General features: G+C 60.5%; 13 protein-coding genes. 8 read left to right on the top strand and 5 right to left on the bottom strand.

What is annotated here, in order from left to right:
• The 5 genes from OBACDRAFT_RS22950 to OBACDRAFT_RS22930 all read left to right on the top strand — a co-directional run.
• Window positions 1-1,288 (top strand): TolC family protein (locus OBACDRAFT_RS22950; RefSeq protein ID WP_043589309.1); only part of this gene is annotated, 1,288 nt, incomplete at its 5' end.
• 79 nt (window positions 1,289-1,367) lie between these two features.
• A complete protein-coding gene (locus OBACDRAFT_RS22945; RefSeq protein ID WP_052362418.1) occupies window positions 1,368-1,841 on the top strand; it encodes a hypothetical protein in 474 nt (157 codons plus the stop codon).
• A gap of 247 nt (window positions 1,842-2,088) precedes the next feature.
• Entirely contained in the window at window positions 2,089-2,664 is a 576-nt protein-coding gene (gene pyrE / locus OBACDRAFT_RS22940) for an orotate phosphoribosyltransferase (RefSeq protein ID WP_043589308.1), read from the top strand.
• A 45-nt stretch (window positions 2,665-2,709) separates the two neighbouring features.
• Complete coding sequence (locus OBACDRAFT_RS22935) at window positions 2,710-4,563, top strand: DNA topoisomerase IV subunit B (protein WP_043589306.1); 1,854 nt, start codon at window positions 2,710-2,712, stop codon at window positions 4,561-4,563.
• A gap of 201 nt (window positions 4,564-4,764) precedes the next feature.
• Window positions 4,765-6,324, top strand: a complete 1,560-nt coding sequence (locus OBACDRAFT_RS22930) for a UDP-N-acetylmuramate--L-alanine ligase (RefSeq protein ID WP_043589305.1) — start codon at window positions 4,765-4,767, stop codon at window positions 6,322-6,324.
• 180 nt (window positions 6,325-6,504) lie between these two features.
• On the opposite strand, the gene OBACDRAFT_RS22925 is transcribed toward OBACDRAFT_RS22930, so the two are convergent.
• The 5 genes from OBACDRAFT_RS22925 to OBACDRAFT_RS25980 all read right to left on the bottom strand — a co-directional run bounded on the left by OBACDRAFT_RS22925 (window position 6,505) and on the right by OBACDRAFT_RS25980 (window position 12,372).
• A complete protein-coding gene (locus OBACDRAFT_RS22925; RefSeq protein ID WP_157837264.1) occupies window positions 6,505-7,866 on the bottom strand; it encodes an ATP-binding protein in 1,362 nt (453 codons plus the stop codon).
• Window positions 7,867-7,978: 112 nt separating this feature from the next.
• Complete coding sequence (locus OBACDRAFT_RS22920; RefSeq protein ID WP_043589303.1) at window positions 7,979-9,589, bottom strand: Na/Pi cotransporter family protein; 1,611 nt, start codon at window positions 9,587-9,589, stop codon at window positions 7,979-7,981.
• A 178-nt stretch (window positions 9,590-9,767) separates the two neighbouring features.
• Window positions 9,768-10,538, bottom strand: coding sequence for a glycerophosphodiester phosphodiesterase (locus OBACDRAFT_RS22915; protein WP_052362414.1), 771 nt, complete (start codon window positions 10,536-10,538; stop codon window positions 9,768-9,770).
• Window positions 10,539-10,563: 25 nt separating this feature from the next.
• Window positions 10,564-11,151 carry a M14 family metallopeptidase gene (locus OBACDRAFT_RS22910; RefSeq protein WP_052362412.1) on the bottom strand — a complete coding sequence of 196 codons (588 nt, stop codon included), beginning with the start codon at window positions 11,149-11,151 and terminating at the stop codon, window positions 10,564-10,566.
• Window positions 11,152-11,475: 324 nt separating this feature from the next.
• Entirely contained in the window at window positions 11,476-12,372 is an 897-nt protein-coding gene (locus tag OBACDRAFT_RS25980; protein ID WP_052362410.1) for a helix-turn-helix transcriptional regulator, read from the bottom strand.
• 166 nt (window positions 12,373-12,538) lie between these two features.
• On the opposite strand from OBACDRAFT_RS25980, the gene OBACDRAFT_RS22900 reads away from it, so the two are divergent.
• The 3 genes from OBACDRAFT_RS22900 (at window position 12,539) to OBACDRAFT_RS22890 (ending at window position 15,839) form a co-directional block, all read left to right on the top strand.
• Window positions 12,539-14,194: an FAD-dependent oxidoreductase gene (locus OBACDRAFT_RS22900; RefSeq protein ID WP_052362408.1), complete on the top strand. Its 1,656-nt coding sequence runs from the start codon at window positions 12,539-12,541 to the stop codon at window positions 14,192-14,194.
• Complete coding sequence (locus OBACDRAFT_RS25975) at window positions 14,191-14,922, top strand: type II secretion system protein (RefSeq protein ID WP_052362407.1); 732 nt, start codon at window positions 14,191-14,193, stop codon at window positions 14,920-14,922. Before OBACDRAFT_RS22900 ends, OBACDRAFT_RS25975 begins: the two co-directional genes overlap by 4 nt.
• Window positions 14,923-14,999: 77 nt before the next feature.
• Window positions 15,000-15,839 (top strand): LamG domain-containing protein, encoded by an 840-nt coding sequence (locus tag OBACDRAFT_RS22890; protein ID WP_043589301.1) that lies wholly within the window; start codon window positions 15,000-15,002, stop codon window positions 15,837-15,839.
• The last annotated feature ends 67 nt before the right edge of the window (window positions 15,840-15,906 follow it).

The following is a 15,906-nucleotide window of genomic DNA, read 5'->3' as shown; positions in this document are numbered from 1 at the left end:
CCTCCCGCCGCCCGCCCCCCTGACCGACGCGCCCACCATCCCGCACCAACTCTCCCTCCAGGCCGCCCTCGACTTTGCCCTTGAACACAACTACGCCATCCGCCAGGCCCGCGAACAAATCGAGGAACAAGAAGGCGTCATCATTGAAGTCCGCGCCCAGGCCATCCCCCACCTGTCATTGACCGGCAACTACGGACTCAACGACAAGGAAATCTCCACCCACATCGGAGACCGCGACCAAGACTGGGGCATCGCGCTCACCGTCCGCCAGGCGCTTTACTCAGGCGGCGGCATTCGCGCCGCGCTCGACGCCCAGACCCTTGTTCGCCAGGCCGCCATCCTCTCTCTCCAAGCCATCATCAGCGACGCCCTCCTCGACGTCCGCACCCGCTACTACGACGTCCTCCTCGCCCGCGAACAAATCGGCGTGCAGCAGGAAAACATCGACCTCCTCAAAGAACAGCTCCAGACCGCGACCAACCGCTACGAAGCCGGCTCCGTTTCCCACTTCGACGTCCTCCGCGCCGAAGTCGAACTCGCCAACGCCCAGCCCGGACTCATCACCGCGCGCAACAACTATCGCATCGCCATCGACGAACTCCGCCGCGCCCTCGGTTATACCAACCCCGACGTTCTCCGCCCCGGACGCACGCCCGAATTCACCGACACCCTCACCTACACCCCCGTCAGCTACGACCTCCTGCCCTCCATCCAGACCGCCCTCGAAAACCGCCCCGAACTCCAGCGCCTCGACCGCATCGTGCGCGCCCGGGAGTCTGGCGTCACCGTGGCCGTGGCCGACTACCGGCCCAAGTTTGACCTCGTCGGCGGCTACCAAGTCCGCCGCGACACCCTCTCCTCCGCGCTCTCCGATTCGCGCGACGGCTGGCTTGTTGGCGTTGAAGGCAACTGGGCCATCTTTGACGGCGCCGCCACGCGCGGACGCGTGCGCCAGGCTCGCTCGCAACTCGAACAAGCCAAAATCGCCCTCCAATCCGAACGCCTCTCGATCGAAGTCCAAGTCCGCCGCGCCCACTCCTCCCTGCAAGAAGCCACCGAACTGGCCTCCGCCGCCGGCAAAGTCGTCTCGCAAGCCACCGAAGCCCTGCGACTGGCCGACGCCCGCTACGCCGCCGGTTCCGCCACGCAACTCGACCAGTTGCAAGCCCGCGTTGCCCTCACCCTCGCGCGACTTAACCAACTCCAGGCCAACTACAATTATTTGGTATCAGTGGCGCGAATACGGCGGGCCATCGCCGCCGCCGACCGCTACGAATTACCGCAGTAGATGCCGCGGACGAAAAAAATGCTCCGGGAATCAGCTAAAGTTTATCACGGCAGTGCCGTGATAAAGAGTTGTTATCCCCATGAGCACCTTTCCCTCCAAAAAACTCTCCAGCGCCCTTCTCCTCACGATTCTCTCGTGGACCCTATTTGGGTGCGCAACCACGCCGCCAGCCGGCCGCACTGTCGAGGCGCCCAACAGTTGCGTCATCAATTCCATATGTTACCGCGACGCACTCTCCGCCCGCTCCGGCCTCGCCGGACAACGCTGGGCGCAAGTCGTGGGAGTTTATTGGAAGACCAATCCCACCAAGGAAGTCATCGGCCACGCCGTATGTGTTTTTGAATACAAAGGTTCCACGCTCGTCTATGATCCCAACGTCGGCACCCGGATGCTGATTCGCGGCCGTGTGGAAAAAGACCCGAACGAAATCGCCCGCCAATGGATGGCCAGCGAACGGCTGGCGGGGCGTATTCCTTGGGCTGACCAGATGGTTAGCGTATCGATATTCGACAGCGCGCATTCCATTGGGCACGGCGACATGGCCCGACGCTGACAGAGAAAATTGGAGGGCGGGTCTCCCGACCCGCCGACGGTGCGAAGCACCGCCCATCCGGAAGGCGCGGCTGCGCCGCGTCTGGCGGGTCAGGAGACCCGCCCTCCAAAAAACGCTTCTTCGCCTCTTCAGTCGTCGAAGACATCAGCCTCCCCCCCCCCTCCTCCTCCACGCATCGTACAAAACTCCATTTTTCTTTTTGGCAACCACGCCAGCGTCCGGCAGCATAGCCCCTTTTCGCTGCAACATGGACACGCAACAACAAGAGATTCTCGACATTTTCACACGCACCAAGGCCCTGCTTCGCGGCCACTTCGTGCTCCGTTCCGGCCTCCACAGCGGCCATTTTTTCCAATGCGCCCAAGTATGCCAGAACATGGCTGCTGTCGAACGCCTTGCAGAACTCCTCGTTGCCAAACTCCACTCCCAAGGCATCCGCTTTGAAACCGTTCTCGCCCCCGCCATGGGTGGCCTCGTCATCGGACAAGAAATCGCCCGCCGTGCCGGAGCCCGCTACATCTTTGCCGAAAAAGAAAACGACCGCCTCGTGTTGCGACGCGGCTTCAAATTCGCGCCCGGCGAACGCGTGCTGATCGCCGAGGACGTCGTCACACGCGGCGGACGCGTCATCGAATGCCTCGACATCGTTCGTGCCGCCAACGCGCAACCCCAGGCCATTGCCATGCTTGTGGACCGCAGCGCAGGGGCCGCGCGCTTCGACGTGCCAGCCGTGTCGCTCCTCGAACTCAGTTTTCCAACCTATCCGGCTGATCAACTCCCGCCCGAACTCGCCTCCCTCCCCGTCGAGAAACCCGGCAGCTAAACAATAAAAGCCTTCAGCCCTTCAGCCTTCAGATTTTTATCCTACATGGCCGCCGATTACACAGAATCCTCGATAAAAACCCTTTCGCCCCTTGAACACATTCGCCTGCGCCCCGGCATGTACATTGGACGCCTCGGCAACGGCTCGCACGCCGAAGACGGCATTTACGTCCTCCTCAAGGAGACCATCGACAACTCCATCGACGAATTCACGATGGGCCACGGCAAGAAAATCGAAGTTTACCTCGACGACCGCACCCTCACCGTTCGCGACTACGGGCGCGGCATCCCCCTCGGCAAACTCATTGACTGCGTCTCCATCATCAACACCGGCGCGAAATACGACAGCGAAACCTTCCAGAAAGCCGTTGGCCTCAACGGCGTAGGCCAAAAAGCCGTCAACGCCCTCTCCCTCTCCTACCGCGCCGAAGCCATCCGCGACGGCCAGTGCAAAATCGCCGAATTCCGCTGCGGCAAACTCGTCAAGGACAACAAACCCCAGCCCACCACCGAACGCAACGGCACCATCATCGAATTCACCCCCGACCCCGACGAAAAACTCTTCGGCACCGAGTTCCGCTTCCGCACCGAATACATCGAGGAAATGCTCTGGAACTACGCCTACCTCAACCGCGGCCTCACCCTCTACTTCAACGGCAAACCCTTCCGCTCCGAAAACGGCCTCAAAGACCTCCTCACCAAAAAACTCACCGGCGAACCCCTCTACCCCATGTCGCACATCGAGGCCCCCGACATCGAAGTCGCCCTCACCCACGGCGAACACTACGGCGAAGAATACTACAGCTTCGTCAACGGCCAGCACACCACCATGGGCGGCACCCACCTCGCCGCCTTCCGCGAAGGCCTCGTCGCCACCCTCCGCAACTTTTTCAAAAAAGACTACGAAGCCGCCGACGTCCGCCAATCCATCATCGCCGCCGTCTCCATCCGCGTGCAGGAACCCGTCTTCGAATCGCAGACCAAGACCAAACTCGGCTCCAGCGACATGGGACCCAAAGGCCCCAGCGTCCGCCAATTCATCACCCAATTCCTCCAGCAAAACCTCGACAACTGGCTCCACCGCAACCCCGAAGCCGCCGAGGCCATCAAACGCAAAATCGAAGCCAGCGAACGCGAACGCAAAGAACTCTCCGGCATCCGCAGCCTTGCCAAGGAACGCGCCAAAAAAGCCTCCCTCCACAACAAAAAACTCCGCGACTGCCGCGTGCACCTCGACAGCAAGGACAAACGCGCCGAGGAAAGCTCCATCTTCATCGTCGAAGGCGACTCCGCCGCCGGCTCCCTCACCGCCTGCCGCGACGTGCAAACCCAGGCCGTCTTTGCCCTCAAAGGCAAACCCCTCAACACCTTTGGCCTCACCAAAAAAATCATCTACGAAAACGAAGAATTCCACCTCCTCCAAAGCGCCCTCAACATCGAGGAAGGCATCGAAAACCTCCGTTACAACAAAGTCATCATCGCCACCGACGCCGACGTGGACGGCATGCACATCCGCCTCCTGCTCCTCTCCTTTTTCCTGCAATTCTTCCCCGACCTCATCACCAACGGGCATGTATCCATTTTGGAAACACCACTCTTCCGTGTGCGTAACAAAAAGCAGACGATCTACTGTTACAGCGAAGCCGAGAAACAATCCGCCCTGCACAAACTCGGCCAGAACGCTGAGATTACCCGCTTCAAAGGACTCGGCGAAGTCAGCCCCTCGGAGTTCAAGGATTTCATTAGCGACAACATCCGCCTCGAACCCGTCTCGCTCGCCCACCTCTACAACAGCGCCGAACTCCTCACCTTCTACATGGGCAAGAACACCCCCAAACGACAGGATTTCATCATCGAAAACCTCCGCGTCGAAAAAGACCTCGTCGAAGAAGCCGTGTAGTCAAAGGAACTTCTGAAAAAGATTTTTTGAACAGAAGATAACGAAGAAAACAAAGGACAAAAACAAAGAAGACACAGTCGCAATTTTAAGATAGATAACAATTTGCCTCTTTCCCAACAGCCTTCTTCGTTCATATCTTTGTTTTCTTCGTTTTCTTCTGTGCAAAATTATTTTTCAAAAAGGATGTGTAGTTAAAAATCCATGACACTCTATTTCCTTGGCATCTGCGGAACTGCGATGGGCAACGCGGCCCTTCTTGCCCGCGCTGCCGGGCACACCGTGATCGGAGCCGACACCGGCATTTATCCTCCAATGAGCCACGTCCTTGCTGACGCTGGCATCACCATCCTCGAAGGCTACGACGCCGACCGACTCGCCCAACTCACACCCGCGCCCGACCTCGTCGTCATCGGCAACGCCATGAGTCGCGGGAATCCAGAAGTTGAATACATCCTCGACAACCAACACTCCTCCCCCCCCCCCTCCAGCAACTCTCCTTCCGGCTCTCGCCGCCGCCGCCTCGCCTTCACCTCACTCCCCGCGCTCCTGCACGACACCATTCTCGCCGGACGCCGCAACATCGTCGTCGCTGGTACCCACGGAAAAACTACAACCACCGCCCTCACCGCCCACCTCCTCCGCTCCGCCGGACGCGACCCCGGTTACCTCATCGGCGGCGTTCCTCTCGACCCGCCCACAGGCAACCACCTCGGCAACCCCGACGATCCCTTCGTCATCGAAGGCGACGAATACGACAGCGCCTTCTTCGACAAGCGCAGCAAATTCATCCACTACGCCCCGCACATCGCCGTGTTGAACAACCTGGAGTTCGACCACGCCGACATCTTTCGCGACCTCGCCGACGTCCAACGCACCTTTGCCCACCTCACGCGCATCGTCCCGCGCAACGGATTTATCGTCCTCAACGGCGACGACGAAAACCTCCGCGCCCTCGGTCCCCTGCCTTGGACGCGTGTCATTCGCGCTGGCACAGGCGCGGACAACGACGTGCGCATCGTCGATTTTACCGAAACCTCAACCGGCGTCAGCTTCCGCCTCCTCTGGCGCGGACAAGCTTGGACAGGGGGGGGGGGGGGGGGGGAGACCGCAAAAAACGATCTCATCACCTGGAACCAGCCCGGCATTTACAACGCGCGCAACGCCGCCATGGCCGCCACCGCAGCCGGACTCGCGTTGCATCCCGACAACCCCACCGCCCTCGACATCACAATTCCGCTTGCCCGCTTTCGCGGCGTCAAACGACGTCAGGAAACACTCATCTCCACGCCTGCGCTGACCGTGATAGAGGACTTTGGACATCACCCCACCGCACTTGCCGAAACACTCCGCTCCTTCCGTAACCGCTTTCCCAATACAACGCTCACCGCAATTTTTGAACCCCGCAGCAACACCGCCCGCACGCGCACGCTTCAAGCAGGTTTCATCGACGCCCTTGCGCTTGCCGACGAAGCCTGGATCGGTGCCGTCAATCGAGCCGACAAACTTCGTCCCGAAGACCGTTTCGATGCCGACGCCGTGATCAGCGAACTCACCACGCGCGGATGCCTTGCCCGCACCGCGCCCACCAACGCCGCACTTCTCGACGCACTTCTAGCGTCCACGTTCCCTCCCCCCCCCCCCCCCCCCCCCCCGACGACGCCAGCAACAACGAAGCCGCGCCTCGTAGTCTTTTTTTCCAACGGCAGTTTTGATGGAATCATCGCCCGTTACGCCGCCGCAGTCACACCAGCTAAAAGCTAGAGCAGTTTCATGTAAACTATAGCCATTTGATACCTGGTAGGGAGGCCTCTCCGAGGCCTCCGCCGTGCGTAGTGTAAAGTAGGATACGAGATTCGCAGGTGTTTGGAGCGTGGTTTCGGAGGCCTCGGAGAGGCCTCCCTACCGTTAAGACAACGGCTACACCTTTTGGCTCAGGCTTGCTCAAGTGCGAGGCAAGCCCAGCCAGTGCCAGAGCGGAGCAACATGAACGTCAGGCGGCAGAGAGGCGTCGGAAGGGGGAAGGCTTTCGCAGAGTAGCCAGCGCTCGGCGTGGGGATGCTCGGTGCGAGCGTCCTCCAATGCTTCGAGTTCGCGGGCAAGCGTCGCAGGATCGGAAACGTTAGCGGCAACTTGCACGAGGCGTTCAACGCCGTCGAATCCGGTGGCGAGAAAATCCACTTCGTTGCCTCCCCGCGTGCGCACGTAGGCGAGGTCGCGCGAGTGACGCTGGAGTTCGCAGGCGACTATGTTTTCGAGAAGATGTCCTCGGTCGAGGTCGGCAGCGGGAGCGAAGGCGGCGGCAAGCGCGTGGTCGGCTAGATAGAGTTTGCGCGGATTGACCTGACGGCGTCGCTCGGAACGTGCGTGTACCGGAAATGTAAATACAAGAAAGGCGTCCTGAAGGTAATCGAGAAAGGTGAATAGGGTTTCCTTGGACGCGGGCACGCCGCGTGATGTGAAATCGTTGCTGATTTTGCTGATGCTGAGCAAACCGGCGGGGCTACGCAGGAGTTGGCGGACAAAGGCGCGCAGAGCCACAAGATTGCCCACGGCATGGCGCTCGGCCACGTCACGAAACAGGACGGCGTCCACGTAACCTTGCAGCAACCGAACGCGGTCGCGGTCTTGCGTGCGAAGGCTGTCGGCGTTCGTTCCGGCACTGGCTGCGGCAACGGCTTCGGGGAAGCCTCCGGTGGCAATGTAGTCGTTGAGATTTTTCTGAAACAGGGAACGCGCTCGTGCGCCCGGTGTGAGCTTGAGGGGGGGGGGGGGGATGGCGCGGGCTGCCAGAAATTCGCGAAAGCTGAAAGGGGTGATGGTGGTTTCCATGGCACGGCCTCTCATGCTGGTGGCAACTTCGCGACTGAGCATCTTGGCGGAGGAACCGCTCAGGTAGATGCGGACTTTTTCGCTGTCCAGCAGGCGGCGGATGAATCGTTCCCAGCCGGGAACAAGTTGGATTTCATCAAAACAGAAATGGACTTCGTGCTGGCGGCGCAATTCGGGGAAACGTTGGTAATAGCTCTCGATGATTACGCCGAGGTCGTCGGCAGAGAGCGTGGCGAGGCGTTCGTCTTCGAGGTTGAAATAAACGAGGCGTTCCTTGGGGACGCCTGCGGTTTGTGCATCGCGCAGACATTGGAAAAGGTAACAGGTTTTGCCCGCGCGTCTCATGCCCGTCACAGCGTGGATTTTTCCGGGGATCGTCGGCAAAACTGCTTCTCGCCGGGTGAGAACAGGGAATGCTGCATCAAGGGCGTCGGCAAGTTTCTCCTGAATGGCTGTCTTTATTTGGTCTCTCACGAAGACCAAGATTCAAGAAAATCAGTCTTCTGGCAAGACTGCTTTTGTCGCCCGTTACGCTGCCGCAGTCGCACCTGCTAAAAACTAGGCAGCGACCGCGCCACTTGTCCTTTTACCGCGGGTGCGCGAGGCCGTAGGCAACGCCGGTGAGGTGACTGTTGATGCGACGAAAACCGTTCAGATAATCCAGAAAATACGTGTTGGTCGAAACGGCGGGCGAGGAGAGGGTTTGCAAGCGGGCATAGTAGGCTTGCTGCAACTGGTGACAGTGCTCGTTGAAAGTGCGTTTGCCCGCGACAAACGCGTTGGCCATTTCGTCGCCGTTGAGTGAGAAAAGACTCACCGCGCCATCGAAACGCTGGAGGAGTTTTTGGTAAACATCCTCCAGCGCGCGCCACTCGGCGGCAGGGAATTGCGCGCCTTCGGCCCGGTGCTTGATGACGAGGTCGCAGAGGTGTTTGTCGAGCAGGTCGCCGATGGCTTCCAGTTCCACGGTGAAGTTCATCAGGGCAACTTGCCAGCGGGTGTCGCGCGCGTTTTTTTCGCCTCCGATGTGGCTGAGGTAGTCGATGAGTTCGCGGTTATACCAATCGACTTTGTCGTCTTCGCGCTGGATGCGTTTGGCGAGTTCCACGTCGCCGTTGCGGCAGGCTTGCCAGAAGCTGGTAAGTTGGGCGCGCACGCGGTCGGCCATGCGCAGGGTTTCGCGCGTGGCGCGGGCGAGCGCGACGGAGGGGGTGTCGAGCGCCTTGGGGTCGAGGTGGCTGATTTCGGCGGGCGCAAGGCCGCCCGCAAGCGTGGTGTCGGGCGTGGGCACGATGAGCGCGGAGAGTCGCATGATCGGTGTGAGCAGGGGCAGCGCAACGAGTCCGACGGTGAGGTTGAACAGGGTGTGATACATCACGACCTGATGTTCGGGGGGGCCGGGGAGCGCGTCGAAGAGTCGGGTTGCGAAACCGGAGGCGATGAGCAGGGGCAGGGCGAGGGAGAGTTTGGTAAGGAGGTTGGCGACGGCGAGGCGGCGGGCGTCGGTGGTGCGCCAGCCGACGATCAACGAACTGAGTCCGACGCCAATATTGGTGCCAATTACCCACGGAACCAATTCATCCGCGCCGAGCAGACCGGAGGCACAAAGGCCGACGCCGAGCCCGACGGTGGCGGTGGAGCTTTGCAGGACGACGGCGAATACTGCCGTGCCCATGGCGATGAGAAATGAGTGGCCGTGCAGGAGGGCGAAGGCCTGGCGCGCTTCCTCGGAACGTGAGATTTCGGCTGCGCCGTCGCCGATCATTGCAATGGCGAGGAAAATGAAGCCGAGGGCGAGCAGGCACTGGCCGGTGCCGCGCAGGGCTTCGCGTTGGGTGTAGGCGAAGGCGACCATGCCGAGCGCGATGAGCAGTCCGGCGTAGTCTTGTATCCGCACGGCCATGAACTGCACGAGGATGGTCATGCCGACGTTGGCTCCGAGGAGCATGGCGAGGATGCCTTGCTGGCGGAGGCGTCCGTCACCGAGCAGTTGCACGGCCATGATCGAGATGCTGGTCGATGAGGGGGAGACGGCCCCGGCGGCGACGCCTGCGCCGAAGGCCTTCCATGGGCGGGCGGTGAGGCCGGAGAGCCAGCCGATGAGGTGTCCGCCGAAGAGGCGGTCAAGGCCTTTGCGCAGGAAACGGATGCCGAAGAGGATGAGGCCGATGCCGCCGAGAATTGCGATGGTGCTCAATTCGCGCGCGCCTCCCCGGGTGTGTCGTTGCGGTTGTTGACGTGGGTAGTCAGGGATTGGATACGAACGATGCCGGACATGGTGGATTGTTAAAAAACTGGACCGGTCTCATAAGACAATTCCGCCCGGAATGTCAGTTGGGAAATTGTAGCGGGGAAAAAACGAAAAACCGGGCCACTCAGGCTGAATCGGAACCGCTGAACCAGCCGAGTTCATCGGTGGTGATGCCCATGCAGCCGGCGGATTGGAGGGCGCTGACCGTTGCACGGGCGGCGGCGGCTTCGCGCGGGCAGCCCCAGGCGCGAACCTCGGGGACGACTTGGAGGGCGCGGGCAACAGCGTCGGGCGTGGCGGTGACAGCGGAGGCGAGCGGACAAATCTGGAAGAGTGCGAGTTTGTCGGCGGCGCGGAGGACGGGGTCATCGATGGTGCGGACGAGCCAGCCGAGGCGAACGCTGGCGGAGACGGCGCGGGCGCGTTGGAGTTGTTCGATGGAAAACGAGGTGAGCACGCAGCGGTCGAGCAGGCGTCGGGTGTTGAGGAGCGCGAGGGTTTCGGGGGCAAGTCGCGGGTGCGCGCCTTTGAGTTCGATGTGAAACAGAAAATCAGCGGCGTGGGCGTCGAGCAGTTGCGGGAGCGTGGCGATGCGTTCTCCGGCAAAGGCAGGGGAAAACCACGAGCCGAAGTCCAACTCTCCAAGAGGCGTGTCAAAAGCCGCCGCTTCGTAGGGCAATGCTTCGACACGTTGGTCGCCGAGGCGGTAACGGGTGAGGGTGTCGTCGTGACAGAGAACGAGGACGTTGTCGGTGGTGAGCTGGACGTCGGTCTCGATCTCGGTGGCGCCGAGTTGTTGCGCGATACGGAACGAGGCGAGCGTATTTTCCGGCGCACGCATCGGCGCGCCGCGGTGGGCAATGAGACGGAAGGGCGGTGTGATACTGGCAGACATGGCGGGGAGAGGGGGGGGGAGTGTTTTATGCGGACGGTGGTTGTTGGAGCAGAGTGTCGAGACCGGCACGGACGGTGGCGATCAAGGTTTCGATGCGCAAATCGATTTCAAAGGCGGAGGGCGTCTCAAGCGTGTAACTGAGCGTCGTGTAATGTCGGCACAAATACACGGCCTCGGCGCCGGTGGTGTGTGTGTCTGGGTCAAAGTCCGGGCGGATCAGGCCGGGGGCGGCGGTGGGGCGTCCGTCGATGAGGGGCGATGCATCAAGAGGCACGTGGCGCGCGGCGGCGGCAAGCATGGCGTCGGACAGCGATGGGCGTTGCGCGGGGTTGAGTTCATAAAGATAAAAACCGGGCGACTCCCAGTCTTCGTGCAGGCAGAAAACGGCGTGGAATAGTGGCTGGTTGCGCAGCCAGTTGCAGTGGCCGGCGATTTCGGTGGTGCGCCGGACAAAATAGTCGCGGTTGAGGTCAATACCGTCGGTGTTTTCGCGCGTGCCGAGGCGAAAACCGGTAGGGTTGAGCATTGGTATGAGCGTCCATCCGGCACGCGTGTCGAAGACGTCGAGTTCGAGCAGGCGCAGCAGTGCGCGCGGCGGGGCCGGTTCGTTCACCGTGAATGCCGGCGGAGAGATATAGATGCGGGCGTCCTGGCGTCGTTAGCCGGGTGAGCGCGACAAGGGGGACACCGGCCACTTCGGCAAAAGTCTCCACGGCAAAACCACGGGACGCGCCGAGCGCCGCCGCTTCCGCGACGAGAGCGGCGGGATCGAGCGAACCAGTGGGTGCGAATGGAGGTGTCGGCATGGGGAAGTTTTGTGCTCGTCTCCCAATGGGGCGACAAGTCTCCATCCGGGTATTGCCGGAGGTTATGCTGGCGCGGGTGTGGAGGACGTCGTTTATCTCGTTTCAGCTTGGAGAGAGGGCGAAAATTGTTCTCAGTGGGCTCCAGGTGTGTGTCCATAGTGCCGCCGGAAACAACGCACAAAATACGCATCGCTGCCGAATCCGCAGGCGGCAGCCACTTCCGCCACCGTCCGACCTTTCCCCTCCAATAATACAGCCGCTTTCTTCAACCTGAACTCCAGGAGATATTGGGAAAATGTCCTGCCTGTGAACCGGCTGAAGAGCCTGCTGAGATGCTGGGGATGGATGCGGAGTTCCGATGCCACCGACTCCCGGTTGATGGAGCGGTCAAAGTTTCTGGAAATCCCGGCGCATGCCGCCAGATACGTTGCGTGCGCTTTGGAGGAAGCTGGCGCTCCTCGCATCGCTAGGATGCGTCTCAGTTCCCGAAGCAACAGCACGCCGAGCGTTATCATGAAAGGATCATTCGCCGGACGTCGCGACGCCCGGGCCAAAGTATCGACGAGGCTGGTTACCTCCGTCTCCGGCACCGCCCGGGTGTCGTGGACCACCGGATGTTCGATGCACGTGAACCCATGCCAGGGGATTGGCAGCATGAACAGGTGCATGCTGCGTCCGGGAGTCGAAGGTGCCGTCTTCGGGCATGCCAGATAGGAGTGTGTCATTTCCGTGTCCATGATGATGCCAAGCGTCTGGTAAGGCCGCCGGGGAGCCAGGCCCAACCAGGCGCCTTCGGCGACAATCAAGAGGTCTCCTTTGTGCAACCTGATTTCGGTCTCGATCCCGTTTCTTTGGATAAAATAGGAGACGACTCCTTCGCAGCCCAGAATGAGTTGCGGGACGATCTTGCAGAACTGCGCCGCACCCTGAACCACTCTTCCCGGTTCCACTGCGATGGTAACGCCCGACAATCCAGCTTGTATCCAACAACCCAACATATTCAATATCCGTTGCTCCGGAGAATCCATGTTCCGACAGGAAGACGGTTCGAAAGGCGAGGAAAGCAAGCATGAACAAAAGGAGCGTTTTGGACAATAAATGTCTTCTTTTTAGAATATGCCGCTCCTGACGCGGGTCTGCACGTTCATCACTCAACGATTCAGGCCTCCGACAATAAAACCCTCCCCTCCGCTCATGCCACTCCTGTCCATCATCCGCTGCGATGTCCTCGTTTATGGCGGCTCCCTGTCGGGGATTGCCGCGGCTCTCCGGGTGGCTCGCGAAGGCTGGCAGGTGGCACTCGTCAATCCCGCGACGCACCTTGGCGGCATGATGGTCAATGGACTCGTGCAATGGGACGCCCAGAGTGGCCAACGCCGCTGTCCGGTCTTGCGGGAAATTCTCGATCTGATCGAAACCCACTACGGGGAGAAGTCCGGTGTCGGCTCCACCGATCATCTCGCGGCGTGTTACGACCACGCCAGGCACCCGGTGGGGAAAGTGGAGCCGTCCGTTCTCGAATCGATCCTCACGCACCTAGTCGAGGCAGAGACATTGATCACCCTCCACGCCGGCTGGCGCATCCGGCACGCGCGCCGCAGGCATCATCTGGTCGAAAGCGTGGTGTTCGTGCCGGTCTCAGGTGCAGGGCAAACCGAAATTACGGCCAGAGTTTTCATCGACGCAAGTTACGAGGGAGATCTGGCCGCCCAAGCAGGCGCCTTGTATCGCGTGGGCCGCGAAGGTCATGATGAAACGGGCGAACCCCATGCAGGCCGGATTTACACCGATTTCAGCTCCGCCAGCGGACCGAACGAAATGGTTGCCCGGCGATTTGGATTGCATCCCGCTCCCATGAGTCAGGGGCCTATCGATCCCCGAAGCCCGCGCACTGGCGATCGCTGCGTGCAGGCCTACAACCTGCGACCCTGTCTGACCTGCGACCCCTCGCGTGCCGTCCCGCTTACTGCTCCGCCTCCCGGCTACCTGCGCGAAGCGTATCTGAACTACAGCCGCAAAAGCTTGGCCCTCTATCTTCCTGAAAACGCAATCAACAGGAAGGCCACCTGCAACTCCCCCATCCTGCCCGGCGAAAATTGGGATTACCCGGATGGTGACTGGGCAACGCGCCAGCGCATCTACGAACGCCACCGCGACTTTGCCCTCGGCTTGATGTGGTTCCTGCAAAACGACCGTTCGGTGCCGTCAGATCAGCAGGAACAGTTTCGCCTCTGGCACCTCTGTGCAGACGAGTTTACCGACAATGATCACCTCCCATGGGAAATGTATGTGCGGGAGACCCGGCGCATCGTTGCCCGCCATGTGTTGAGTGAGCATGATCTGCTTCCGCATCCAGACACAGACTTGGCGAGGGCGTTTGATGATTCCATCGCGTTTACCGACTGGTACATGGACAGCCATTCCTGTGACCGCGATGCCACCTACGGCGAGCCTGTCAGCGAGCGTTACCCCTACGATGGCAAGCTGATACTCTCCCATGAACTGCGTCCCGGACAGATTCCCTATCGCAGTTTGCTTCCCCGCGGACTGGATAACTTGCTCGTATCCGTATGCCTGGGAGCGACCCATGTGGCATGGGGTGCGGTCCGGCTGGAACCCTGCCTCGTCCACACGGGCGAAGTAGCGGGCTTTGCGGCCGCCATCGCCCTGCGCGATGGCACACTCCCGGGCCAACTCGACGGGGAAAACCTCGCTGCCGAACTCTTCACTCGCAACGTGGAGGTGCGATTCCCTCTCGGTGAAAAACGGATGGAGTCCGTTTCGAAAATAATCACGCCGTCCCCGCGTTCAACACCGTGCCCAACACCACTTGTAACCGTTTTTCCATGACAACCCATCCCGTCATCGTCCGCCGTTTGGTCGCCCCGCAACCCACTTTCTTCGTCCGGCGGATCGCGGCCTTCACCTTGATCGAACTGCTCACCGTCATTGCCATCATCGGGATACTCGCCGGCATCATCTTGGTATCGATCGGCGGCGTGCGAAAGGCCGCTTACAAAGCCCGCAGCATTTCGAACCTCCGCCAGATTCACCAGGGACTGGCGCTCTACGATCACGAAAACGGCAGTCTGCCCCGGCTGACTTACTACGTCGGTGGAGTGGATAATGAACCGATATGGAATCACCTCGTTCTCCCCTGCATGAGCGTGATCTCCACGCCGGAACATCCCTCCGATCCATGGCGCACCCGGCAGGTCATGCCGGATTTTTTCTACGATCCTGCCGAGCCCAATTCCAATAAACGCCGCGGCGACTACGGGGTCATTTACAGCAATACCGATGGACCGGTGAAAAAGAGCATCACCGTGAAATCATACGCCATCTCCCGGCTGGCAAATCCCTCTCGCACACCCTTGGTCGGCACCGCGCAGAGCTTCCTTAACGGAGAAAACACCGGCAGCTTTTACATCAATAACGTTGCCGCCGCAGGCAGCACCGGCGGCGAATTTTCCGGCAGGCACGGCGGCAAGGGCATCATCGCCTTTGCCGACGGCCATATCCTCACCATCGAGAGAAACCAGTTTTACACGGAGTACATGCCGTGGACCAACGACTGAAATCTATCGAGGAATCCCCCCCCCCTCTCCTTCGTCAATTTCCCGTCCGAAAACCATAACCAACCCGACCGATCATCATGAAAAAAGCACTCACCCTCACCGCCATCTCGTTAAGCGCTGTCCTCGCCACAGCATCCGCAGGCACCGTTGTTCACTGGACATTCGATTCGTTCGCCGCCGGGAACAACAACATCGGTAGCATCACCAGCAACGGTAACACCCTCAGTCAGTCAACCGTGAACGCCCGCCCAAGTGCAACCGCCACGGTCCCCGCCGCGCATAGCGACAGAAACATCTCCGCGCAATTTTCTGCCGCAGATAAAGACTGCCTCGTATCCGATGGCGTGCTCACCTCATTGAGTTTCGCCGCCAGCACCGCGTTCACCATCGAAGGCTGGTTCAACCTGAGCTCGCTGACGGCGCCCAACGCCATTGTCAGCAATCGTGGCACCACCGCCATCGGCACTCCCGGATTCGCGGTCGCAGTGCCAGACAGCGACAAAAAATTACAGTTTCGGGTCGGCGACGGTAGCACGAGCCAGACGGTGCGGACGAATTTCGAAATCGCTGCGGACACATGGTATTTCTTTGCGGCGAGCCGTGACACCACGGGCAAACTGCAACTCTCGGTATATGACACCACTAGGCTGCTCGGTTCTTGGGATTCAGGGAGTGGCCTCGTCAGCGGGGCACTGGCGACCAACAACCCGACGGCCATCGGCAAAGCCGCCCACGCCAATGACAGTTACCTCAACGGCCGCATCAGCGAAATCCGCATCTCTGACGGTGTGCTCGCCGCCGACCAGCTACTCTGGACCACCGCAGCCGTGCCTGAACCTGCCACGAACGCGTTGTTCATTGGCCTGCTCGTCCTCGCCAGCACCGCTGTCGCGCTTCGCAAACGCAACGTGCATTGAATGTGTCATTAATTTTCACACTCCGCTCCCCCCCCCCCCCTTCTTCCGTCACCGTCGCCCGCCCATC

It is taken from the genome of Geminisphaera colitermitum TAV2 (assembly GCF_000171235.2).
Lineage (GTDB): Bacteria > Verrucomicrobiota > Verrucomicrobiia > Opitutales > Opitutaceae > Geminisphaera > Geminisphaera colitermitum.
Note: the sequence above shows the minus strand (reverse complement) of the source record. Positions and strands in the feature narration are given on the sequence as shown.